Below are 22,129 nucleotides of genomic sequence, written 5' to 3'. Positions count from 1 at the left end.
CCCTAATGTGACGGATTTTGCACTTGGCTCGTATCGGATATGCCCGCGTCAGCACCACGGACCAGGATCTGGATATCCAGATTGGCCGCCTCAAGAATGCAGGTTGCGAAATTATCCGTTCCGAGACCGGATCGGGGGCCTCGCGGAGCGGGCGCACGGAACTGGAAACGATCATGCAGTTTATGCACACCGGCGACGAGCTGGTCGTGCTGCGGCTCGACCGGCTCGGCCGCTCCACGCGCGATGTCCTGAACCTGGTGCATGAGCTTGATGAAAAGGGAGCTTCGCTGCGCATCCTTGAGCCAGAGGTGACGACGGCGGGCGACATGGGGCGAATGGTCATCACCATACTCGGCATGGTCGCCGATATGGAGCTGAAGTTCATCAAGGATCGTCAGCGCGCCGGGATCGAAGCGGCGCGCGCCGAAGGCGTTTACAAAGGCCGGAAGAAGAACGTCGATGACGATGAAATCCGCCGTCGCCTTGCCGCCGGCGCCAGCAAGGCCCGCGTTGCCCGCGACCTGAAGGTCTCACGAATGACCGTCTATCGGGCGCTCGACATTATTCCGTCACAGACCAAACTGCCGGAAAAGCCGCCCACTGCCAGCATCGCCCTGCATCTGATTATCGAGAACTTCAACAAGCGTGGAAGAGGTAGAAAACCCGCTCGGGAGCGGATTGAGGCGATGCTGGAACGCGACTACGCCATGGTAAAAAACGGCAATTGTGATTACAAACTGACCGTCGCCTATGACCCCGATCCGGATGGCATTTCCCTTGATGAGGAAATCCAAAGCCTCCTCTCCGAGATGTTCAACATCGCAGAGAGCTACAATTGCTCCATGGAAGCCGATATCTACGAGGTCGGTGGTCAGCAACGGTCCTGGTAGAATCAATCAAGCGTTCAGTGTTCGTTCTTCAACCTGGCCAAAATCGCAGCTTCGGGCCGACTGGGCCACGTACCCATGATCAAGGCGGCTTCATCGAACCGGCCGAAGATCATGTAGAGCAGCACGAAGATGATCAGCAGCGTCGCCGGCACGACCAGCTTCAATTTGGCGACGGCGCGCTCAAGATATTCGAACTGGCCAGAATAAGCGATGCTGACGCCGGGCGTGAGTTTCACCTGTTTCGCGACCGCACGCTGGAGGTCGCCGACCACAGAGGCGAGATCGCGGCCGCGGACATCGACATAGACCCAGGTCGATGGCCGGGCATTTTCGGTCTTGAGCATCGGCGGCCCTTCAGCGACCGAAACCTTCGCTACCGTACCGAGCGTGATCTGCTGCCCCGACGGGGTCAGGACCGGCAGTGTTCGCAGCCCTTCGAGGCTGTCGCGCAGTTCGCGCGGATAACGGACACTGATCGGATAGCGGGCCAGCCCCTCGACAGTCTCACCGATCGTCTCGCCGCCGATCGCGCCCGAGACGATCGATTGCACGTCGGTAATGTTGAGCCCGAACCGCGCCGCTGCGGCGCGGTCAATATCGACATCGACATAGCGCCCACCGGTCAGCCGTTCGGCCAGCGCAGAACTGACGCCGGGCACGGTCTTTGAGACGGTCTCAATGTCGTGGGCGACGCGATCGAGCTGGGCGAGATCGGCGCCCGATACCTTGACCCCTATCGGGCTCTTGATCCCGGTCGCCAACATGTCGATGCGATTACGGATCGGCGGCACCCAGACATTTGCGAGGCCAGGCAGCTTCACCGTTCGGTCGAGTTCCTCGACCAACTTCTCCGGTGTCATCCCTCGTCGCCATTGGTCACGGGGCTTGAACTGAATGGTGGTCTCGAACATTTCGAGCGGCGCGGGATCGGTCGCGGTCTCGGCGCGGCCGGCTTTGCCGAATACGCTCTTGACCTCGGGCACGGTCTTGATCAGCCGGTCGGTCTGCTGAAGCAATCGCGAGGCTTTGGCCGCCGACAGCCCAGGCAATGCCGAGGGCATGTAGAGCAGGTCGCCTTCGTCCATGTTCGGCATAAACTCACCGCCAAGGCGCGTGAGCGGCCACGCTGTGGTCGCAAAAGCGAGCGCCGCGATCAGCAGTACCGTCTTCGGCCGCTGCATCGTCCAGTCGAGCGCGGGCCGGTAGAGGTTGGTCAGCCACCGATTGACCGGATTGGACTGCTCGGGTGGGATCTTCCCCCGGATGAGCAAACCCATCAGCACCGGCACCAATGTCACCGACAGGATTGCCGCCGACGCCATCGCGTAGGTCTTGGTGAAGGCGAGAGGTGCGAACAGCCGCCCCTCCTGTCCCTCGAGTGTGAACACGGGAATGAAGGAGAGCGTGATGATCAGCAGGCTGAAGAACAGCGCCGGGCCAACCTCTGCGGCGGCCTCTGTGATGACGATCCACCGCATCTCGCCATCAAGATGCGCGTCCGGGTGATCCTGTTCCCAATGCTCAATCTTCTTATGGGCATTCTCGATCATGACGACGGCGGCATCGACCATCGCGCCGATGGCGATGGCGATGCCGCCGAGCGACATGATGTTGGCATTCACTCCCTGGAACCGCATCACGACAAATGCGGCCAGCACCCCCAAGGGCAAGGTAAGGATCGCGACCAGCGCCGATCTGACGTGCCAAAGGAACAGGCCGCAGACGATCGCGACGACGATGAACTCCTCGATCAGCTTGTGGGTGAGATTCTCGACAGCGCGGTCGATGAGCTGCGAACGATCATAGACCGTCACCACCTCGACGCCGAGCGGCAGACTTTTCTTCAGGTCGGTGAGCTTGTCCTTGACCGCCGCGATCGTCTCGCGGGCATTCTTGCCCGAACGCAGGATGACGACGCCGCCGGCGACTTCGCCCTCGCCGTTCAATTCGGCGATGCCGCGCCGCATCTCCGGGCCGATCTGGATCGTGGCGACATCGCCTAGCCGGACGGGCACGCCGCCCGCCGCAGTCTTCAAAGGAATGGCGCGAAAGTCGTCGAGTGTTTTCAGATAGCCTGAGGCGCGGACCATATATTCGGCCTCGGCCATTTCCAGCACCGAGCCGCCCGCTTCCTGATTGGCTTGTCTGATAGCGTCGACCGCCTGGGCATGGGTGATGCCATAGGCGGTGAGCTTCACCGGATCGAGCAGCACCTGATACTGCTTGACCATGCCGCCGATGCTGGCGACCTCGGCGACGCCGGTTACCGTCTTCAGCTCGTAGCGCACGAACCAGTCCTGAAGCCCGCGGAGCTGCGACAGATCGTGCCGACCGGTCCTATCGACCAGCGCATATTCATAGACCCAGCCAACCCCGGTCGCATCCGGCCCAAGCGCGCTGCGGGCGCTGGCCGGCAAGCGCCCCTGCACCTGGTTGAGATATTCGAGCACGCGGCTGCGCGCCCAATAGAGATCGGTGCCGTCCTCGAAGATCACATAGACGAAGCTGTCGCCGAAGAAGGAATATCCGCGCACGGTCCTCGCGCCCGGCACCGAGAGCATCGTGGTAGTGAGCGGATAGGTAACCTGATTCTCGACAATCTGCGGCGCCTGTCCGGGATAGGAGGTGCGGATGATGACCTGCGTGTCGGAGAGGTCCGGCAGCGCATCGATCGCGGTCGATCGCACCGCCCAGACACCCACGCCGATGAGGGCCAGTACGCCGATCAGGACGAAGAAGCGGTTCCTGACCGACCAGCGGATAAGATGGGCGATCACTGGCCCGCCACCTTGGTCATGCGCCGAACAGTCGGTCCCGTAGGCGGCCGATCAAAGCCGAAACGCACGCGGTCGCCGGTCTTCAGGCCCCGCGCGATCTTGGGGTCGGGAAGCTGGAAGGTCATCGTCATCGCCGGCCAGCCGATGGCGGGCACCGGCCCATGGCTGAGTGTCACCGAAGTGGCGGTGATCTGTTCGATCTTGCCGACAGTCTCATATAGAGCAGCGGTTGAGGCGGATTCTGCCGCAGCAGCACCGCCGATCGGCCTCGCCTCGACGCCCGAGAGACTCGCCTCAGAATCGATCAGGAACTGGCCCGAGGCGACGATCTTCTCGCCCTCGTTCAGACCCGCCAGGATTTCGGTGTCATCGCCGGCTTCACGGCCGGTCTGCACCTCAGCGGGCCGGTAGCGCCCCTTGTCGAGCGCAAGCATTACCAAGGTCCGCTTGCCGGTACGGATCAGCGCTTCGGAGGGCACCAGCAGCGCAGGCTGCGTACTGCCCCCGAGCGAGACTGTGGCGAACATGCCGGGACGCAGACGCCCGCCGCGATTGGGCAGCTCGATCCGGACGGTGAGCGTCCTGCTGTCCGCCTGGGTCTGCGGCAGGATCGCCGAGACACGGCCCGACAACGTCTCACCGGGAAATGCGGCAAGTGTCGCCTGTACGCTTTGTCCGGGTTTAAGTGGCCCGGCGATCGCTTCGGGCACGGCGGCATTGAGCCAGACCGTTCCCAGGCCGTTGACCTCGGCAAGCGTCTGCCCTGCCGTCATCGTCATGCCGGTCCGGACGTCCAATGCCTTGATCACCCCGCCGGTCGGGGTGGAGATGGTGACGACATTGTGCGGCCGTCCCGTACGCTCGACAGATGCGATCGTGCCCGAGGGCATGCCAAGCAGCACGAGCCGCTGGCGCGCTGCCTGGGTGAGCGCCGCATTCCCGGTGCGACGGACCGCAAGAAATTCCGCCTGTGCACCGCCCCATTCCGGAGCGAGAATGTCGGCAAGCGGGGCGCCAGCGCCCACCACGTCTCCTGGCGCGCGACCATAGACCCTCTGGACGAACCCTCCCGCGCGCGCCTGTACGATCGCGACGTCGCGCTGGTTGAAGTCGATCGTGCCCGTGGCGGTGAGGCTGCTCGCCAAACTGCCCCGGCGAACCGCGACGGTGCGAAGCCCAAGGCTCTGCGACGCGGAAGGGTCGATCGATATTCCCGGCGGAGATGCGCCTCCCCCTGCCTCATCCGCATAGCGCGGGATTGTCTGCATTCCCATCGATGACAGGCCCGGACCATCATGATGTTCGGCAGGGATCATTGGATCATACCAGTAAAGAATCTTGCGTGCTGGCGGTTTTAAGCTCGCCCCTTCGGGTGCTCCTCCCCTCCATTCGGCCACGGTGAAACCGATCCCGCCAGCGGCGAGCGCAAGAAGGGCAGCGACACCAAGGAGGCGACCGCGAGTTATTGTTACCTGACTCATCGCAGTTCGCTTCCATAGGTGAAGATTAAGCCGGCTCCGTCCGCGGCGACCTTGGCTTCACGATCAAGGGTGGTCAGAGTCGCATCGGCGAGAGCGACATAGGCGTCCGCGACATCGACGAGACTGGCGCGTCCGGCACCATAGCTGGCTGTTTCCAATTTCACGCGCTGTTCGGCGAGAGGCTGCAGCGTGTCCCGCGCGCGCATCCATTGCTCGTGATGCATGACATGGTCGGCAAGCTCGGCATCAAGGTCCGCGGCGAGCGCCCGCCGGAAGGCTTCACGTTCAGCCAGAACCCGCCCGGCATTCGCCTGAGCAGCCGCGATCCCGGCATTTTGACGATTGCGGGTGAAAAACGGCAGGCTGATCGTCACGCCGGCCGAGACATAATCGCCGAAGCGCGGATCACGACGTTGATAAGCAAGATTGACGCCGAAGTCGGAGCGCCGGCCTGCCTCGGCCAGGCGTACATCCGCATCCGCCTGCCCAGCCTGGGCCACGGACATCCGGATGGAAGGATGTCCGTCGAGTCCCGCCCGCAGAGCGACCGCATCGACGACAAAGTCCGGAATCGGCCCGGCAACCTCAGGAGCTGGATCGCCGGTCCAGCGGGTCAACATTGCCCGTGCCCGCGCGACATTCGACACCAGTTCGCTGCGGCGGTCCCGCATGGCCGCGACAGCCTGCTGCCCCGCCAAGGTCTGCGCTGGGCGCGCGGTGCCCGAGGCGACCGCGCCCGGCGTCGTTCCCACCACGCGCTCAAGGCGAGACAGAACACCGTCAAGAGCCGCAAGCCTGCGTTCGGCATAGGCCAGATTGATCCAGGCGAGCGCCACTCCGACCTCGACCGTGCGGGCCTCGACCGCGGTGTCGGCTTCGGCCACCTTGATGTCACTATCAGCGCGCGCTTGCTGGGCGTGCCGCTTGGCGAGATTGGGGATGTCCTGAGACACGCCGACCCGCGCCATTGTGAAATCGTCCCGCTGCGGCTTGAACGCGAGTGGCCCCGAGATCGGGAAGCTCTCGACACTCACGCCGAGCGTCGGATCGGGCAGCGCGCCAGCGCCAGGGCGTGCAGCCCGCGCGGCGTCGGTCCCAAGCGCCTTGGCCTTTATCGACGGTGCCTGTTGCTGCGCACGCTCAATTGCAGCATGGAAAGTTAGAGGCTCGGCAGAGGCCATGCCGGGGGCAACCGCCAGAAGCGGCGCATAAAATAAAAAGCGCATCAATTTCTCCTGAGCGAAAGATCAGGCTGAATGAGCTCCGAACGATGAGGACGCAGCGATGCCGGCGTAGCGGACAGACCGTTCCACCGGCATCTCAGACCTGACCGTCAGGGGGGACCGATCCAGCCAGGACCTGATCCTAGCTGGCTGCAGCGCCGGAACGAGACATCATGCCATGCATTTCCTTCATGCAGTCTGCCGCACTCGACTTCATCATGTCACAGTTGCAGTTGGCCATCTGCGGAGCATCCGGCACCCAGACCCGCCGCTGCGCCGCGAGGGGTGCGCGAGGCCCATATTGCGGTGTGCTGCGCCACTCATAATGGCCTTGGTGAGACGGTGCATCGCCCTGAGCAAACGCCGGGGCAATCGTGAACGCGGAGGCGGCAGCCGCAATGATGGCGGCCGTAATCTTGAACGTCTTCATGATACTATTCCTTTGGCAAATAATCGTGGTTTAGCCGTAGGTCTGGCGCTGCGAGCCGAGGTACGCAGACTGCCAGCCTTACGGCCGAAGTCGATCAGCCAAGGAAAGTGGGAGGTTCGGGCTCAGGCTTTAGATCACTGCCATGCAGCGTCGTCGTCGTGGTCCAAAATGCCATCGCCTGATGCAAATCGGGTGACGACGGGACTGGAGGCGCATCCCGAAGAACGATCGGAACGACGCAGCCCATTGCTGCGATACAATCCAGTGTCAGCCCCTTGCAGGGCTTGCCGGCAGGCTGCTGTTCTTGAGCCATAGCTTTCATGCAGTCGGCACTCATCCCCGCCATCGCCATCGGCGCGGAAACTACGACCGGCGCAGACGCATATGCCGCAGCCTGACCGATCAGACCAACCATCGCTCCCAACAGGAGAAGAAGTTGCAGAGCACGTTTCACAGCCGTTATTTCTTACGCTTCGCGGAAGGAAAGAGCAATAAGGTGGTCACCCGCCATGCCGGGCAAATATCGTCTGGCCGGCCGATCCGAATGCGATGACGCTATAGGGTTGGGGCTTCTGGCCAGCGATTTCCATCCCCGGTGAACCCAGCGGCATGCCAGCCACGGCCAGTCCCTTTACACCCTTCGGGCGCTTCGCGAGCGCGCGCTTCATGTCGGCAATGGGAACGTGGCCCTCGAAAACCATGCCATCGATAATTGCAGTGTGGCATGATGCCAGCGCAGAGGGCACGCCTTGAGCGTGCTGAAAGCGGCCGCGTTGCTGGTCGTCGACGATGTTGATGCTTTGTCCAAATTGTCTGCGCACCTGGGCCGCCCACTGTTCGCAGCAACCGCAACCGGGGTCACGATGCATGACGATAGGCGCAGCTTGGGCGCTAGCGACGGAGAGGGCTGCCATTAACGCAGCGAGGGCAAATTTGAGTGTCATAGGATCCCTTGTTGGTTCCCCCGCCCAAGGGCGAGGGAAGGCTCTACTGTGCGCGCTTGTGGTGAGCTCTCAGCCAACCCTGAAGCTCGCTTACTCCGCGCGTTTGCTCGGTAATCGCTTTGTTCGCCATCATTCGAACCTGCGCATCCTTGCTGTCGCGCAAAACAATGCGTGACATCGCAATCGCGCCGCGATGATGCTCGATCATCTTGCGAACCCAGGTTTCCGTCGCATCGCCGCCCATGGCAGACATCATCTTCTGATGCATTTCCATCTCGGCCGGCGGGTACGGATTGGCTGCCGTGGGGTTCATCATCTGGCCCATGTCCATCTTGGAATGATCCATGCCCTGCATTTGCGCGATCGCGGGTGTGGTCAACAATCCGACGATCATGACGGCGACTATTTTCTTCACAATTCTCTCCTCAGCGCCCCGCATTGTTAATACGCACGAGCGCGCCATTGCCCTCGCCAGGCTGCAAAAATTTCCGAGAATGAATTGCGAAATCTACTTGCGAGCTAGAATAGCCTTCATCTCATCAATCTCGCGGCGCTGAGATTCCTCGATGCCGCCGCACAGACGGACGATTTCCGGGTCTTTCAAGGACGCCTCGCGACACATTAGGATCGCTCCCGAATGATGCGGGATCATCGAACGGAGGAAAGCCGTGTCACCGATCGTAGTTTGCGTGCGAATGAGCGCGAATGATCCGGCAAATATCGCCACCGAACCAATCAGAAGGGCCATGTTTGCGGTCTTCGACGGAAACATATGGCCCATCGCGAGGATCATCAGCACCACCATCGGCGCAACCATCATCAACGTCATGTAGAGCATATTGAGGTTATTGTAGAAGCTCCCCAGGCTATCAATCATAACGAACATCACCAAATACATGATGACGCCGCCGACCAAGGTCTGCAGGGCGAGGCTCGAATATGCATTTTTCATCATTGGTCGTCTCCTTTGGCCCCCGCCCCGATTTTCTCCGCGATATTCAGCCCTTGCGGCGCCGCTTTCGCGGCCACCGGAAATACAATAGCGCCGATCCCGCGATCGCCAGCGCGAGACCCCCTGCGGCAAAGCCCATCAGCCAGGGCGTGTTGAAGTTTTCATGGTTCTTCCAATCCATGATGTGGAGGCCCCAAAAGAAGTCATAGAGGCGCCATGTGCCATTTCTGACGGCAACGATCCGACCACTATTCTGGGCGACGTAGACATGCGTCGCGTCGCTATCGGCGAAATCCACTCGCCACGCCGGAAGCATGCCCTTATATTCAGTGCTGGCCGCCGAAACCGGGCGCACGCTCGTCTGAGCCGCCGTGCCGCGATAGGCTTGCACCGCCACCGCGCGAGCCACGGCAGCATTCAGCGGGGAAATGACCTTCGCGGTCTCGGCATCGTGGAGCATTACCGTGCCGTCGACGAGTTCGACTTCGGCAACCTCGCGTCCCAGAAGTGGGCGATATCGGACTTCGCGCACGGGCTTGGTTGCGGCGCGCAAGACGAGGTCCAGCGGCGCGCGCGATTGCGCCTGACCCAGCGTCGCGGGCGATATACGCTCCACGAGATGTTCACCGCGAACACGGTCAATTGGCAACACGCTCATGATCAGACCGCTGGCAAACCACAGCAGTAGTTGGACGCCGATAGTCAGGGCCAGCCAGCGATGGACGCGGCTAGCCCCAACGTGAGAGCGGAGCCGGATACTTCTCAGAACCAGGTCCGCACGCCAATGACGAAGCTCGTCGCCTTGACGTCCTTCCCATCGGCCCGCGCATAGTCCGCCGTCCGCCCAAACTTACGGTCGTAGGAAACACCGATATAGGGCGCGAATTCGCGGCGGACCTCGTAGCGCAGGCGCAATCCCAGCTCGGCATTGGACAGCCCCGATCCGATCCTTGTCTCAGGCACATTTTGAGCCGAAAGATTCAGTTCGACGCGGGGCTGCAGGATCAGACGCTGCGTGATGCGCTGATCATAATAGCCCTCGATCCGCCCCAGCACCTCGCCCTTGTTCGACAAGAACAAGGCTGCTTCCGTTTCGAACCAGTAAGGCGCGACCCCCTCGATTCCGATCGTCGCATACGTTCGGGACGGGTTGGGTTTGAAATCATATCGGACGCCGGCCTGCAGGTTCCAGTAAGGATCGAGCGCACGGCTGTAGAGCCCCTGAACTTCGGCACTGTCGACCCCTTCGCGAAAAGCCCCCTCTCCTTCGGTCTTGACCACGAGCCGGTCGAGGTCCTTGCCGAACCACGCCTCGCCATCCCAGCGATAGCCGTCGCGGCCGTTCCGGACCTGATATTCTGCCAGATTGAACAGGATCATCGAGCTGGTGCTGCCGCCATGTTCGTTGTGCAGCATGGTGCGCGAAGCGGCCATCTCGCCGTCTTTATAGACCCGATCGGCATAGTGATCGCTCGGAGGCGTTGGTGCAGGAGCGTTGCCAGGCGCAAGGCTCGTACCCCCTGCCCCATGACCCGTCATTTGCCCGTCCATCGCCATGCCGGGCATCGACGACATGTCGTGCTGCATCGGCTGACCGCCCGTGTCTGCCGGCATATTCATGCCAGGCATATCGTGGTTCATCGCACCGCCCGTCGACCCGGGCATCACCATGCCCGGCATGCTCGACATGTCATGGCCGGCATGCGGATCGGCCGCCGCAGGCGCTTTGCTGGCTGGCATGGTCATACCGGGCATATCGCCCATTCCCGACACGCCTTGCATAGCGGGCTTGGGCTTCGCAGCGGGCGCCCTACGCCTTGCGGGCGCGGGTCTGGCAGCCGGCTTCGCGGCGGTTGCTCGTTTGGCCTGACGTGGCGGCTTGGCCGCAGGCTTCTTCTTTGCTGGCGGCTGAGCCATCGGCATGTTCATGCCAGGCATGTTTTGCATCGATTGTGCGCTGGCCGGTACTGCGAGGGCGAGCGGCGCCGCGCCGATCAGGAGAAGAAGCGACTTCATGCGGCTTCTCCCCGAGGCCTGACAGAGACGACGCGCATCATCCCGGCATGCATGTGGTAGAGCATATGGCAATGGAACGCCCAGTCGCCGACCGCATCTGCGGTGACGTCGAAACTTACCTTGCCTCCAGGGGCGACATTGACCGTGTGCTTGCGCGGCGAATATTCGCCATGCCCGGTCACCAGCTCGAAAAAATGTCCATGAAGATGGATCGGGTGCGACATCATCGTGTCGTTCACGAGCGTGACGCGGACCCTTTCGTTTTCGATAAACGGAATGGGCTCGCGCTTGTCGCTGAGCTTCACCCCGTCGAACGACCACATATAGCGTTCCATATTCCCGGTTAGATGGATCTCCATCGCACGATCGGGCGCCCGGACATCCGGGTTGCGCTCCACGGCCATGAGATCGCGATAGACAAGGACGCGGTGCCCGACATCTTCAAGGCCCTGTCCGGGCTCTCCCGTGCGATCCATCGGCACGGGCGAGATCGTCTGTACACCAGGCCCCATCTTGACCTGCGGGGCTTTGCTGGCGTCGCGCATGTTCATGCCGCCCATTCCACCCATCGCCATGCCGCCCATTGCGTCACCAGCAGGCGCTGCCATCCCGGGCATATTGGCCATGGCACCACCTGCGGTCTTATCCGTGCCGGGCGAGGCGCCGGACCCCATGTCCATGCCCGCCATACCGCCCGCGGCGGCTCCGCCGGCTGCCATGTCGTGTCCCACCGCTGCGTGGTCCATGCCGGACATGCCGCTCATGTCCATGTCCCCCATGCCCATGTCCTTCATATTGGCGAGGGGCCGTTTGCGAAGCGGAGGGACTTCGGCTATCATGCCTTCGCGCGGGGCCAGGGTGGCGCGCGCCATGCCCGACCGATCGACGGATTCGCCAACCAGCGTATAGGCGCGGTCATCCGCTGGCGTGACGATAACGTCATAGGTCTCGGCGACCGCAATCTGGAATTCATCGACCTCGACGGGCCTGACATTGAGGCCGTCTGCCTGAACGACCGTCAGTTTGAGGCCGGGAATCCTGACGTTGAATGTCGTCATAGCAGAGGCGTTGACGAAACGCAGTCGAACCCGCTCGCCCGGCCTGAAAAGCGCGGTCCAGTTGTCCTGAGGACCATGCCCATTTACAAGGTAGGTGTAGGTTGAACCGGTGACATCAGAGACGTCAGTGGGGTCCATCCGCATCTTGCCCCAGTCCAGGCGTTCCTTGAGCGGTTGATCTTTCCCGGCCAGGAGACCGGCAAGCGTCTGGCGCTGATAGTTGAAATAGCCGCCACCGACCTGCTTGAGCTTCTTGAAAATCTGGTGCGGATGCATCTGGCTATGGTCGGAAAGCACGATGACATGCTCGCGGTCTGACTTGATCGGATCCTCGCCTTCCGGGTCGATGACGATCGGTCCATAATGGCCCATCTGTTCCTGCAACCCCGAATGACTATGATACCAATAGGTGCCAGCCTGAACGATGGGGAACTCATAGACGAAGGTTGATTTAGCCTTGATGCCGGGAAAACTGATCCCGGGCACACCATCGAACTGGAACGGCACGAGCAGGCCATGCCAATGGATCGAGCTGTCTTCCTCAAGATCGTTGATCACCGACAGGCGCACGGTCTGGCCCTGACGCAAACGGATCAAGGGCGCAGGCACAGTGCCGTTGATCCCGATCGCATGGCTGGCCCGGCCGTCGATCATCATCATCTGATGCGCGATCTTGAGCGTGATATCGTTCCCGTTCACAGTCGGGAGCGGCTTCACGATCCCGGCTGCAACAGGCTGAGCCCATGCCGGCATCCAGGCCGACAAAGCCAGGCCACCGCCCGTAAGCGCGGCGCCGCGGAAAAGGTCGCGGCGGTTCAATACCGGGGGCATAGTGTCTCCTTGTTCAACGTGCAGCACTCTGGGTCCGCAAAGACGCTCAAGCGCGGTATCTCTCTTTCCTTACGCGCGAGCGGGACGCACCCCTCACGCCTCGGCCAAGATTTCTGCAAGGCGCGCCCGCGCCCGGTAGAGACGCGTCTCTACCGCCTTGCCGCTGATCGAGAGCGCGGTTGCGGCTTCCGACTGGTTCAGTCCTTCGACGGTGCGAAGCAACAGAACTTCTCGCAATGGAGCAGGTAATGCGTTGATAGCGGCCGCCATTCGCTTGAGCTGCATTTTCGCGTCAGCATTGGCATGTGCGGAAGGTGCCTCATCCGGCACTTGTTCGATCTCGTCGTCGGACGCGGCAGAACCGAAGGTGAAAAGCTGCCGCACCTTCTGTCGGCGCCGCCAATCGCGGCATTTGTTGATCGCAATCCGGGACAGCCAAGCCCGTAGCGGCCGCGCACCATCATATTTTCGCAGATGGCTGAATGCGGATACAAAGCAGTCCTGGGTAAGGTCAAGCGCGTCCTCGGCATTTCCGACGAGGCCGCGCACCAAGCGAAATATCGCAGCCTGGTGTCGGTGCATGATCTCCGCGAAGGCTGGCTGCCGACCCGCGAGCGTCAACGCCGCAAGTTCACCGTCGGAGCACGCCTGAAGATCCAGACTCACCGTACATCGTCGGTGAGCGCATGTACCACCGCCTGGTCGAAGGTCTTGGCCTGATCAGGGCGCAAGATCTGGCGCATGGCGAAGATATGACCAAGTGTTTCCTTTTGCAGCGCACCCATGGCCTGATGTGACTGATCGACGGCCGCCGCGACCCGCGGTCCGTTACCATGTTCGGTTTCGATCGCGGCTGCGAGACGCGCATTGTCCGCTCTCATTTCGAGCTCCAGTGCGCGTCGGCGCACGGCGAAGCGCTGCTCAAGAAGCTCGATTTGAGCCTTCTGACGGTCGTCCAGATCCAGCTTGCTGTGCAATACGTCGTGGAGTTCGACCCCGGCTGCCTTGGGCTGCGGGAAGAAGTAGCGACCCAGGAACACCCCCGCAACGGCCGCAACGAAGGCGACGATTGCGATCAGAACGAGCAGCTTCGGCTTCATCGAGGGCCCGCCAGCAAGGTTGAGGGAGCAAGCGGATTGGATGGCCCGAAAGGCGAGAGTGTTACCGATGCCTCGGCAGGTGGCGTGAATCCGTTGCTCGCGATACCGAGCAACACCGCGCCAAAGGCGGCCACCGCGCCGAGCCTGAGTTGAGAAGCGGCCGAAACCTGCGGCAGGGCGGCAATGCGCCTGAACACGGCCTCTTCCAGACCGATAAGGGCCGGATGTCCCGGTTCGTTTCGCAAGCGGGCCAAAAGCCCATCTAAATCCATATTCATCGCAAAATCCGATCTCTTATTTGGTAGGGCGCGCTGGCGCCGGACCCACCTTGCCCATTGTTCCCTCTATCAGTCTGTCCGTCAAAGCACCGCTGTCCTGAGCGGAGCCCGACTGCCAGCGCCTGCCGGGTAAGCACCACATCGTTATGGCATCGTCTTCTTCATGCCGGGCATATCCTTCATCATCGCGTCATGGTCTTCGGGCGCGCTGGCAATTGCGGCTTGATATTGGGCCGGGGTCATCTGCGGTAGCTTCCGCACAAAGGCGACCATATCCCAAATCAGTTCATCGCTATGCGTTTTACCCCAGGCCGGCATCGCGGTCAGCTTGACCCCATGCTTGATGATCCAGAATTGCGCCTTTACCGATCGCTGCTGTTCCCGGAAAAGCTCCGGAGCCCTGGGATAGAGACCTTGGCTGATCTCCGACTTTTCCAAACCCGGCCCGAGATGGCAGCCGCTGCACATCTCGGTGTAAAGTCCTGCGCCGCTCTGCAGCCGTTTCACGTCCGCTAGGTTGGCTGGGACGCTCACGTTGCGTGACCGGACGGCGATCGAACGATCACGGAGCTGCTCTATGAGCCAATAAACCGGCTTCGTGTGCGGCGCATCAGCCCCTATGTCATAGGCACCGACATACACGACGATCCCAGCAAGCGCTCCGCCAACTAAGCCGGTCGCGGCAATAAAGCCTACGCTTGGAAAATGCCTCCGCAGCCATGCTGTCCTCGAATTTTCCATCGCGTCCTCCCGAGCAGAATGCGTCCCTGGATCCTCGGTGATCTCGCACCCATCCAATTGAGCATACGCACGACGCGCGTTCATCCCTCATCGGCCGCGCAGATCTCTGGTGCGAACCCGTAGGCCTCCCGACATTGAAGAAATCTTGGAAGCTAAATGAGGGGTCGCGCCACGCGGTGCGTAAATCGCTTTGTCGGCAGTATCGCCGCCCATGGAGAAATCGATGTTTCGTAAAACAGTTTTTGCCGTCGCCATGGCGGCGTCTGTCCTCACCGCTACTGCTGCCCAGGCCCACCCCAAGCTCAATAGCGCAACCCCTGCCGCAAATGCCGTGGTCGCCGCTCCGACCAGGATCCAGCTCGTCTTTTCGGAAGCATTGGTCGCGCAATTTTCCGGGATCGACCTGACGATGACCGAAATGCCCGGCATGAAGATGGGGCCAATGAAGATCAACGGCGTCAAGGCGACCGTGGGTGCAGACGGCAAGACGCTTGTCGCTACGCTGGCCAAGCCGTTGGCAGTTGGAACCTACAAGGTCGACTATCACGTCGTTTCTACCGACACACATCGCATTCAGGGCAGCTATACCTTCAGGGTCCAGTAAGAACGTGCCGGACATCATAGCGATCGCGGTCAGGCTAGGCCTTTACCTCGATCTCATGCTCCTCTTCGGGTTGCCGATGTTCGGCCTCTATACGTTGCGCGGGACCGAGCGGGCATCCGGCTCGGTCCTGCGCTTCCGCTCGGTCTTGGCGACAATAGCACTGGCCGGCATCGGACTATCGATCCTGGGCATGATGGTGCTCGCGTCCTCAATGGCAGGCGTTCCGCTCGATCAGGTGGACCGCGCCACGGTCAATCTTTTGATATCGGGCACGGCGATCGGCACAGTCTGGCAAGTGCGGGTCGCGGCCCTCCTGCTCGTGCTGTATTTTTCCATCGTCGGATGGCGTCGCCCCGCTTTCGCGCTGTGGTCGCTGTCCGTCACCGCCGCAGTCGCTCTCGCAACCTTGGCCTGGACCGGTCACGGCGCGGCCGATGAAGGCTTGCGGGGATGGATTCATCTTGGCGCCGACATCACCCATCTATGGTCCGCAGGCATATGGGTAGGAGCACTATTCGCCTTGTGCCTTCTCATTTTCCGCCCTGCCGCCCGCATGGCGATAGATCATATCCACCTCTCCCACCGCGCGCTGGATGGCTTTGCAAAGGTCGGCTCGGCTGTCGTGGCGCTGCTTATCCTGTCGGGCTTCGTCAACAGTTGGATTCTGATCGGACCGTCCAGGCTCGGATCACTTTTAACCAGTCTCTACGGTCTACTGCTGGCAGGAAAGCTGATCCTGTTCGGCGTCATGCTGATGCTGGCCGCCACCAATCGCTTCTTCCTGACGCCCTCCCTTGCTGCGGCCATTGAAACCGGCAACACATCCTCGGCGATAGGGTCACTCCGCCGCAGCCTCGCCATCGAGACCGGATGCGCCATCGCTATTCTTGCGCTCGTTGCCTGGTTGGGCCTGTTGGCCCCGCCTGCATCCGGGATGTAGGTCATTACGGCAGGGCGCGCGAAATCGCCTTGATCGCTTTCAAGCCCGAGCCAAAGCGGGAAATCGACTCCTTGTGCCGTTCGAGCTCGTCATAAGGAAGATAGGCGATTTCCAGGTCCGCGATCCGGCTGAATGCTGGCCTTGCGATTTGCGCTCGCACTTCGCTTTCGCGAGCATCCGGAGCGACAAGGAACAATCCTGCGGTGGCATGCAGATCGCTGCCGCTGAGGGCAAGATCGAGCATCCGGACGATGCCCGAATAGATGGAGGTCGAATGTTCGACTTCGAAGGCTGCCGCGACACGGTCGCCGCCCTGCTCCAGCCACAAAACATCGATGAGGCGGATGGCGTCCGCGCCGGTCGATGTCGAAATCGAAGCCGGCAAGCTTTCTAGGCAACCCTCTCCCAGGCGCACACCGTCATGCAGTCGGCCCCGATCGTTGGATGCGATCCAGATGTCATACCCCAGCGCCAGACCGATATCGCGGAGCCACGCCTGAATTTCCGAATGGGTTCGATCACTCTCCCCCTGTTTCTGCATCGCTTTGTTGAGCGTCTCTGCTTCCGCACGGGCTTGCTCAAGCCGCGCGGTCCACGATCCCACGGTCTGGTCTTCCTCGTCGCGCGGCGGCACCGGGTAGCGGCCTGAGCCGATATCGAACAGGAGGCCGCCAATGGCGCCGAGATCGTTCGATAGCAGGTCGCGAAACCGCTCGTTCAGGTCGAGCACGCCCGAGCGCATCGCAAGAAAATGGTGCCAGCTTCCGAGCTTCACCTTGCCGCCGGTCAGCTTGTTATAGCCGTTGACGATCGCCGTGTTGAACGGCGGAACGAGCGTTGGATGCAGGAAATAAAGGAGATTGGCGACCGCTGGCCCAAGCCCCTTGATGTTCAGCCGATCGATCGTGTGAATGCCTGCAATGATTTCTTCCGCAGTGTCGCAGCAAGCGCAATGATCGAGCAATCGGCCGAACGCGCGTTGGTTCGCCGGGTTTTCATAGATGTCGGGGATGCGCAATTTGGGCTTCCAGAGAAACGCATGATCCGCACCTTTGAAAATCTGTCTTTGCTCGGCGACCGAATGAACGACTGTTTCCAGCGAAGAGCCGCGATAGGCCACGCCAAACCGACCGGCTTCGATCTCGGCCACCACCTGAGCCAAACCACGCCTGATCGAGCGAAAATTCTTGATCCGCTCGTCCCATAGAAACCAGCTTTGATAGGTCGCGTTCGGGTCTTCCTTCCATCGTTGGATCAGTTCCCGCGCCAGCAATTCAAAGTCCGCCAAACCCCGTCCCCCCTTCGCTTCGATCCTCGCCGAGGCTAGCACTCTGCCCCGTATACGACCAGTTTTTGCGCAGCCGTACCGGACGAAAACCGGCAGTCGTCATCGGATATCGTCTGGAATATGCACCAGCAGGTCACGGGTGTAGTCGATCAGGAGATCGCCAACGGTTACCCCGTACAGCGCGAGGAACAAGATGAACGCCAGGAGCTTGGGGACGAAGCTCACGGTCTGTTCATTGATCGACGTCGCAGCCTGGATCATCGAGATTATAAGCCCGACCACGAGCATGATTATCAGCGGGGGTCCAGCGACAAGCATGATCACCCAAAGCGCCTGGCCCATCGAAACCGAAAAAGGGCTGTAGGTCTCCATCTCTCCCCCGTCGATGATGGTGTCGTCGCCCCCTGACGTTGCGACCTGTGGTTGTTGCGGGGCGAGCGACATGGAGCGCGATCGGTAATTCCAATCCGTCTTCGCCACGTCCGCTCGCCCCCGCGCCGCGCTGCGACCCGTGGGCACCTGAACTGTCCATCCTGCTGGCGATGGGCTTCATCTGAATTTACGCAGCGACGGGGCTTACCCCTCACGAGCTACTGCTTTTTTTTCGAGGAACGCGCACGCATTCGAGGGAAGGAGCGGCGTACCGCGTAATACAAGTGACGACCGAGGTAAGCGAAAGACAGGCATGTACGACTGCGTAATCATAGGCGGCGGTCCCGCAGGGCTGACAGCCGCAACCTATCTAGGCCGGTTTCTGCGTTCTACGCTGGTCATCGATGGTGGCGATGGCCGGGCGTCCTCCATCCCGACGACACATAACCTCCTCGGTTTTCCAGACGGTATCTCGGGCGGGAATCTGCTTGTTCGCATGCATCAACATGCCGCCCGCTACGGTGCCGAATTGGTCACCGGAGAGGTCGAGCGCATCGACCGGGTCGAGAAGGGTTTCGTCGTCGAAACGAAAGCGGAAATCTTCGGTGCGCGGACAATATTACTTGCCCAAGGCGTGACAAATCATCGACCGCGAATGGCGCAGGAAACGCATGATCGAGCTGTCGCCCAAGGGCTGATACGCTATTGCCCGATCTGCGACGGCTATGAGGTCCGCGGCAAGAGAGTGGCCGTGCTGGGCTGCTCCGACCATGGTGCGGCCGAGGCTCTGTTCGTTCGCCACTATAGCGACACCGTGACCTTACTGGCCCAAGACGGCTCGCAACTGTCGGACGCTGAAGAGGCAGATCTGGCTCGAGGCGGTCTTGCGGTCGAACGCGCACCTATCCGGGACTTGTCGATCGATGGTGAGAATTTGCTCGCCCATTTGACTGATGGCCAATTGCTCCCGTTCGACACCCTATATATTGCCCTTGGAACCTCTCCTCGCTCGGAACTGGCGCGAATGGCTGGCGCTGAACTGAGTCCGGCAGGTTGCATTGTCGTTGACGAGCATCAGCAAACGACGGTCGGCGGCCTATTTGCTGCCGGCGACATGGTTGAAGGGCTGGATCAAATTGCGGTTGCGGCAGGTCAGGCGGCCAAGGCCGCGACGGCCATCCACAATCTATTGTCCGGCTGACGTGGGAACGCACCAAGGTACGCGCGCAAAAATAAATGTGGGCCGGGCTTGACCCTGACACGATGTCAGACCCCAGATTGACCTTCGTCGATAAGGAGACGAGCCTGTGACTGATCCTCTTCCAGCGAGCAATTCTGGTGCGCACGGCTGCTGCGCGGGCAAACACGGCGGCGACGCCGACGCGAAGACGGCCAAGGATCCGGTTTGCGGCATGATGGTCGATCCCACGGCAACGCCACATCATGCCTCGCATGACGGCGAGGACTATCATTTCTGCAGCGCCGGCTGCCGCACGAAGTTTGCCGCCGACCCGGTGCGCTACTTGTCCGCGGGTGACACAGAGGCGGCGGTCGCCCAACCAGGCGCGATCTGGACCTGCCCGATGCACCCGGAGATCCGCCAAGACCATCCCGGGCCATGCCCGATCTGCGGCATGGCGCTCGAACCGGACCTCGTGACGGCAGACACCGGGCCAAGCGGCGAACTGCTGGATATGTCCCGGCGTTTCTGGATCGCGCTGTTGCTCACGATCCCGGTCTTTGTCCTGGAGATGGGCAGCCACCTGTTCCCAGCGCTGCACGATCTTGTGCCGGCCCGTCTATCGGGATGGTTGCAATTCGCGCTGGCAACCCCGGTCGTACTCTGGGCAGGCTGGCCATTCTTTGAACGCGGTTGGGTGTCCATCCGGACGCGCAACCTCAACATGTTCACGCTCATCGCAATGGGGACGGGCGTGGCCTGGGCCTATAGCGTGGTCGCAACCTTCGCTCCGAGGATCTTCCCCGCAGCGTTTCGGATGATGGACGGCACAGTCGCAATCTATTTTGAGGCCGCCGCCGTCATCACCGTTCTCGTGCTGCTGGGACAGGTGCTCGAGCTACGTGCCCGAGAACGGACCTCAGGCGCGATCAAGGCGCTGCTCAACCTCTCGCCCAAGACCGCGCGCCGCATTGGCGCGAACGGGGATGACGAGGAGGTGTCGCTCGACCAGGTCGCTGTCGGCGATCGTCTCCGTGTTCGACCGGGTGAAAAGGTGCCGGTCGATGGGAAGGTCGAGGAGGGCCGATCCTCGCTCGATGAGTCAATGGTGACGGGAGAATCGATGCCGGTCACGAAGGCGCTCGGCGACGTGGTCATCGGCGGAACGATCAATCAGAGCGGCGCGCTCGTCATCCGCGCCGAGAAGGTCGGCCGCGACACGATGCTCGCGCGCATCGTCCAGATGGTCGCTGACGCGCAGCGTTCGCGGGCACCTATCCAGCGACTGGCCGATCAGGTCGCGGGATGGTTCGTGCCCGCCGTTCTGCTGATCGCGCTCATTGCCTTTGGAGTATGGGGTATCTGGGGGCCGGAGCCGCGCCTCGCCCATGGCCTGATCGCCGCCGTCGCCGTCCTCATCATCGCCTGCCCCTGCGCCTTGGGGCTGGCGACGCCGATGTCGATCATGGTCGGCATCGGCCGGGGCGCTGGGCTCGGCGTGCTGATCAAGAATGCCGAAGCCCTGGAGCGGATGGAGAAAGTCGACACGCTGGTCGTCGACAAGACAGGCACGCTGACCGAGGGACGGCCATCGGTCACCCGCATCATTCCCGCGGCAGGCTATCAGGAGACCGAGGTGCTGCGGCTCGCCGCCGGCGTGGAGCGGGCGTCCGAACATCCGCTGGCACTGGCCGTGGTCGCCGCCGCCAAGGATAGGGGGATTGCGCTTCCCGAGGTCACCGACTTTGATTCACCGACCGGCAAGGGCGCGATCGGCACGGTGGATGGCAAGCGCATCACGCTCGGCAACGCCCGTTTCCTGTCAGAAAGCGGGATCGACGTCAGCGCACTCGAGCGGCAGGCGGACGAACTGCGCCAGGATGGTGCGACCGCCATCTTCCTCGGCATCGACGGGCAGGCGGCCGGAATTCTTGCCATTGCCGATGCGATCAAGGCGACGACAGCCGAGGCCATCGCGGCGCTTCGCAAGGAGGGCATAAGGGTTGTGATGCTGACGGGCGACAATCGCACTACGGCGCAAGCGGTTGGGCGGAAGCTCGGGATCGACGATGTCGAAGCCGAAGTGCTGCCGGATCAAAAGAGCGCAGTAGTCGCGCGACTGAAGGCTGAGGGCCGTATCGTCGCCATGGCCGGCGACGGGGTCAATGACGCGCCTGCGCTCGCGGCGGCTGATGTCGGCATCGCGATGGGCTCCGGCACCGATGTCGCGATTGAAAGCGCGGGCGTGACGCTGCTGAAGGGTGACCTGAACGGCATTGTCCGTGCGCGCCGGTTGAGCGAGGCGACGATGTCCAATATCCGTCAGAACCTGTTCTTCGCTTTCATCTACAACGCCGCAGGTATCCCGATCGCAGCGGGGCTGCTCTATCCGATCTTCGGCATCCTCCTCTCCCCGATCATCGCGGCAGCGGCGATGGCATTGTCCTCGGCCAGCGTGGCCACCAACGCGCTCCGCCTTAATCGGGTGACGTTGTGAACATAGGTGGCGCGTCGGGCGCGAGCGGGGTCTCGCAGCGGATGATCCGCCACTATGAGAAGATCGGCCTCATCCCGTCGGCCGCGCGGCGGGATAGTGGCTATCGCGACTACAGCGAAGCCGACGTCCATCGGCTTCGTTTTATTGCAAATGCCCGCGATCTCGGCTTTCCGATCGAAGAAATCCGACAGCTGCTTTGTCTGTGGTCCGATCGCGATCGCGCCAGTTCGGAGGTCAAGATGTTGGCGGAATCGCGCGCCGCCGACCTTGGGCGGAAGGCGGATGCGCTCAACGCCATGCGGGAAGCGTTGCTCGACTTGGCAAAAGGCTGCCACGGCAATGAGCGACCCGAATGTCCGATACTCGCGCGTCTGGCCTCCTGAGCCGATCCTACAGGTCTGCTAACGGCCGAGAGACGCAAGTTCAGCCCTTGGTGACCGTGAACTCGATGAGAGTTGCACGCTGCAGTACCAAGATTCGTTAGCCACGCTATGTCGGCATACAGCAAGGCATCGCAAGAAGACTGC

At 61.7% G+C, this 22,129-nt stretch carries 22 protein-coding genes and 1 pseudogene; 6 read left to right on the top strand and 17 right to left on the bottom strand.

Going from position 1 to position 22,129, the window contains the following annotated elements:
• Positions 1–23: 23 nt before the first annotated feature.
• Positions 24–890: a recombinase family protein gene (locus CEQ44_RS06120; RefSeq protein WP_006953933.1), complete on the top strand. Its 867-nt coding sequence runs from the start codon at positions 24–26 to the stop codon at positions 888–890.
• A 62-nt stretch (positions 891–952) separates the two neighbouring features.
• On the opposite strand, the pseudogene CEQ44_RS06115 reads toward CEQ44_RS06120, so the two are convergent.
• The 15 genes and pseudogenes from CEQ44_RS06115 to CEQ44_RS06045 form a co-directional block, all read right to left on the bottom strand.
• Positions 953–3,667, bottom strand: a pseudogene (locus CEQ44_RS06115) (efflux RND transporter permease subunit); the annotation flags it as partial.
• The gene (locus CEQ44_RS06110; RefSeq protein ID WP_088182522.1) at positions 3,664–5,148 is read right to left on the bottom strand and encodes an efflux RND transporter periplasmic adaptor subunit; all 1,485 of its coding nucleotides are present in this window, start codon (positions 5,146–5,148) and stop codon (positions 3,664–3,666) included. The pseudogene CEQ44_RS06115 and the gene CEQ44_RS06110, both read right to left, overlap by 4 nt.
• A complete protein-coding gene (locus tag CEQ44_RS06105; protein WP_088182523.1) occupies positions 5,145–6,374 on the bottom strand; it encodes a TolC family protein in 1,230 nt (409 codons plus the stop codon). The genes CEQ44_RS06110 and CEQ44_RS06105 overlap by 4 nt, the downstream gene beginning before the upstream one ends.
• 139 nt (positions 6,375–6,513) lie before the next feature.
• Positions 6,514–6,801 carry a hypothetical protein gene (locus CEQ44_RS06100; RefSeq protein WP_088182524.1) on the bottom strand — a complete coding sequence of 96 codons (288 nt, stop codon included), beginning with the start codon at positions 6,799–6,801 and terminating at the stop codon, positions 6,514–6,516.
• A 94-nt stretch (positions 6,802–6,895) separates the two neighbouring features.
• The gene (locus CEQ44_RS06095; protein ID WP_088182525.1) at positions 6,896–7,255 is read right to left on the bottom strand and encodes a hypothetical protein; all 360 of its coding nucleotides are present in this window, start codon (positions 7,253–7,255) and stop codon (positions 6,896–6,898) included.
• 46 nt (positions 7,256–7,301) lie between these two features.
• A complete protein-coding gene (locus CEQ44_RS06090; protein ID WP_088182526.1) occupies positions 7,302–7,745 on the bottom strand; it encodes a DUF411 domain-containing protein in 444 nt (147 codons plus the stop codon).
• A gap of 43 nt (positions 7,746–7,788) precedes the next feature.
• Positions 7,789–8,184 (bottom strand): DUF305 domain-containing protein, encoded by a 396-nt coding sequence (locus tag CEQ44_RS06085; protein WP_088182527.1) that lies wholly within the window; start codon positions 8,182–8,184, stop codon positions 7,789–7,791.
• Between the two features lie 69 nt (positions 8,185–8,253).
• Positions 8,254–8,700, bottom strand: a complete 447-nt coding sequence (locus tag CEQ44_RS06080; RefSeq protein ID WP_084356045.1) for a DUF305 domain-containing protein — start codon at positions 8,698–8,700, stop codon at positions 8,254–8,256.
• Positions 8,701–8,743: 43 nt separating this feature from the next.
• The gene (locus tag CEQ44_RS06075) at positions 8,744–9,379 is read right to left on the bottom strand and encodes a hypothetical protein (RefSeq protein ID WP_256960029.1); all 636 of its coding nucleotides are present in this window, start codon (positions 9,377–9,379) and stop codon (positions 8,744–8,746) included.
• A gap of 80 nt (positions 9,380–9,459) precedes the next feature.
• Positions 9,460–10,713 (bottom strand): copper resistance protein B, encoded by a 1,254-nt coding sequence (locus CEQ44_RS06070; protein ID WP_088182529.1) that lies wholly within the window; start codon positions 10,711–10,713, stop codon positions 9,460–9,462.
• On the bottom strand, positions 10,710–12,602 hold the full coding sequence (locus CEQ44_RS06065) for a copper resistance system multicopper oxidase (protein WP_088182530.1): 1,893 nt from the start codon (positions 12,600–12,602) through the stop codon (positions 10,710–10,712). Before CEQ44_RS06065 ends, CEQ44_RS06070 begins: the two co-directional genes overlap by 4 nt.
• Positions 12,603–12,695: 93 nt before the next feature.
• Positions 12,696–13,268 (bottom strand): RNA polymerase sigma factor, encoded by a 573-nt coding sequence (locus tag CEQ44_RS06060; protein ID WP_088182531.1) that lies wholly within the window; start codon positions 13,266–13,268, stop codon positions 12,696–12,698.
• A complete protein-coding gene (locus CEQ44_RS06055; protein ID WP_088182532.1) occupies positions 13,265–13,702 on the bottom strand; it encodes a periplasmic heavy metal sensor in 438 nt (145 codons plus the stop codon). Before CEQ44_RS06055 ends, CEQ44_RS06060 begins: the two co-directional genes overlap by 4 nt.
• Complete coding sequence (locus CEQ44_RS06050; protein ID WP_088182533.1) at positions 13,699–13,980, bottom strand: hypothetical protein; 282 nt, start codon at positions 13,978–13,980, stop codon at positions 13,699–13,701. Before CEQ44_RS06050 ends, CEQ44_RS06055 begins: the two co-directional genes overlap by 4 nt.
• 144 nt (positions 13,981–14,124) lie before the next feature.
• Positions 14,125–14,721 carry a cytochrome c gene (locus tag CEQ44_RS06045; protein ID WP_088182534.1) on the bottom strand — a complete coding sequence of 199 codons (597 nt, stop codon included), beginning with the start codon at positions 14,719–14,721 and terminating at the stop codon, positions 14,125–14,127.
• Between the two features lie 211 nt (positions 14,722–14,932).
• Between CEQ44_RS06045 and copC the strand changes: the two genes are divergently transcribed.
• Both copC and copD read left to right on the top strand, forming a co-directional pair.
• Positions 14,933–15,325 carry a copper homeostasis periplasmic binding protein CopC gene (gene copC / locus CEQ44_RS06040; RefSeq protein WP_217894985.1) on the top strand — a complete coding sequence of 131 codons (393 nt, stop codon included), beginning with the start codon at positions 14,933–14,935 and terminating at the stop codon, positions 15,323–15,325.
• 4 nt (positions 15,326–15,329) lie between these two features.
• On the top strand, positions 15,330–16,265 hold the full coding sequence (gene copD / locus CEQ44_RS06035) for a copper homeostasis membrane protein CopD (protein ID WP_088182535.1): 936 nt from the start codon (positions 15,330–15,332) through the stop codon (positions 16,263–16,265).
• 4 nt (positions 16,266–16,269) lie between these two features.
• Here copD and CEQ44_RS06030 read toward each other — a convergent pair whose 3' ends face one another.
• Positions 16,270–17,553 (bottom strand): type II restriction endonuclease, encoded by a 1,284-nt coding sequence (locus CEQ44_RS06030; protein WP_088182536.1) that lies wholly within the window; start codon positions 17,551–17,553, stop codon positions 16,270–16,272.
• A 99-nt stretch (positions 17,554–17,652) separates the two neighbouring features.
• Positions 17,653–18,033: a flagellar biosynthetic protein FliQ gene (locus tag CEQ44_RS06025; RefSeq protein ID WP_254914380.1), complete on the bottom strand. Its 381-nt coding sequence runs from the start codon at positions 18,031–18,033 to the stop codon at positions 17,653–17,655.
• A 205-nt stretch (positions 18,034–18,238) separates the two neighbouring features.
• Here CEQ44_RS06025 and CEQ44_RS06020 point away from each other — a divergent pair, with 205 nt between their 5' ends.
• From CEQ44_RS06020 to CEQ44_RS06010, 3 genes are all read left to right on the top strand, one after another.
• Complete coding sequence (locus CEQ44_RS06020) at positions 18,239–19,126, top strand: NAD(P)/FAD-dependent oxidoreductase (protein ID WP_088182537.1); 888 nt, start codon at positions 18,239–18,241, stop codon at positions 19,124–19,126.
• A gap of 211 nt (positions 19,127–19,337) precedes the next feature.
• Positions 19,338–21,602, top strand: coding sequence for a heavy metal translocating P-type ATPase (locus tag CEQ44_RS06015; RefSeq protein WP_254913962.1), 2,265 nt, complete (start codon positions 19,338–19,340; stop codon positions 21,600–21,602).
• Positions 21,599–21,985 (top strand): Cu(I)-responsive transcriptional regulator, encoded by a 387-nt coding sequence (locus CEQ44_RS06010; RefSeq protein WP_068075188.1) that lies wholly within the window; start codon positions 21,599–21,601, stop codon positions 21,983–21,985. The genes CEQ44_RS06015 and CEQ44_RS06010 overlap by 4 nt, the downstream gene beginning before the upstream one ends.
• Positions 21,986–22,129 lie beyond the last annotated feature (144 nt).

The sequence above is a fragment of the Sphingobium sp. Z007 genome, assembly GCF_900013425.1.
Classification (GTDB): Bacteria; Pseudomonadota; Alphaproteobacteria; order Sphingomonadales; family Sphingomonadaceae; genus Sphingobium.
The sequence above is the reverse complement of the archived record's forward strand: the minus strand, read 5'-3'. Positions and strand labels throughout refer to the sequence as shown.

Bases quoted from the DNA above. Each gene is read 5' to 3' on its own strand.
- CEQ44_RS06110 (WP_088182522.1), bottom strand. From the start codon at position 5,148: ATGAGTCAGGTAACAATAACTCGCGGTCGCCTCCTTGGTGTCGCTGCC.
- CEQ44_RS06105 (WP_088182523.1), bottom strand. From the start codon at position 6,374: ATGCGCTTTTTATTTTATGCGCCGCTTCTGGCGGTTGCCCCCGGCATG.
- CEQ44_RS06100 (WP_088182524.1), bottom strand. From the start codon at position 6,801: ATGAAGACGTTCAAGATTACGGCCGCCATCATTGCGGCTGCCGCCTCC.
- CEQ44_RS06090 (WP_088182526.1), bottom strand. From the start codon at position 7,745: ATGACACTCAAATTTGCCCTCGCTGCGTTAATGGCAGCCCTCTCCGTC.
- CEQ44_RS06085 (WP_088182527.1), bottom strand. From the start codon at position 8,184: ATGCGGGGCGCTGAGGAGAGAATTGTGAAGAAAATAGTCGCCGTCATG.
- CEQ44_RS06080 (WP_084356045.1), bottom strand. From the start codon at position 8,700: ATGATGAAAAATGCATATTCGAGCCTCGCCCTGCAGACCTTGGTCGGC.
- CEQ44_RS06070 (WP_088182529.1), bottom strand. From the start codon at position 10,713: ATGAAGTCGCTTCTTCTCCTGATCGGCGCGGCGCCGCTCGCCCTCGCA.
- CEQ44_RS06065 (WP_088182530.1), bottom strand. From the start codon at position 12,602: ATGCCCCCGGTATTGAACCGCCGCGACCTTTTCCGCGGCGCCGCGCTT.
- CEQ44_RS06055 (WP_088182532.1), bottom strand. From the start codon at position 13,702: ATGAAGCCGAAGCTGCTCGTTCTGATCGCAATCGTCGCCTTCGTTGCG.
- CEQ44_RS06050 (WP_088182533.1), bottom strand. From the start codon at position 13,980: ATGAATATGGATTTAGATGGGCTTTTGGCCCGCTTGCGAAACGAACCG.
- CEQ44_RS06045 (WP_088182534.1), bottom strand. From the start codon at position 14,721: ATGGAAAATTCGAGGACAGCATGGCTGCGGAGGCATTTTCCAAGCGTA.
- copC (WP_217894985.1), top strand. From the start codon at position 14,933: ATGGAGAAATCGATGTTTCGTAAAACAGTTTTTGCCGTCGCCATGGCG.
- CEQ44_RS06020 (WP_088182537.1), top strand. From the start codon at position 18,239: ATGTACGACTGCGTAATCATAGGCGGCGGTCCCGCAGGGCTGACAGCC.
- CEQ44_RS06015 (WP_254913962.1), top strand. From the start codon at position 19,338: ATGATGGTCGATCCCACGGCAACGCCACATCATGCCTCGCATGACGGC.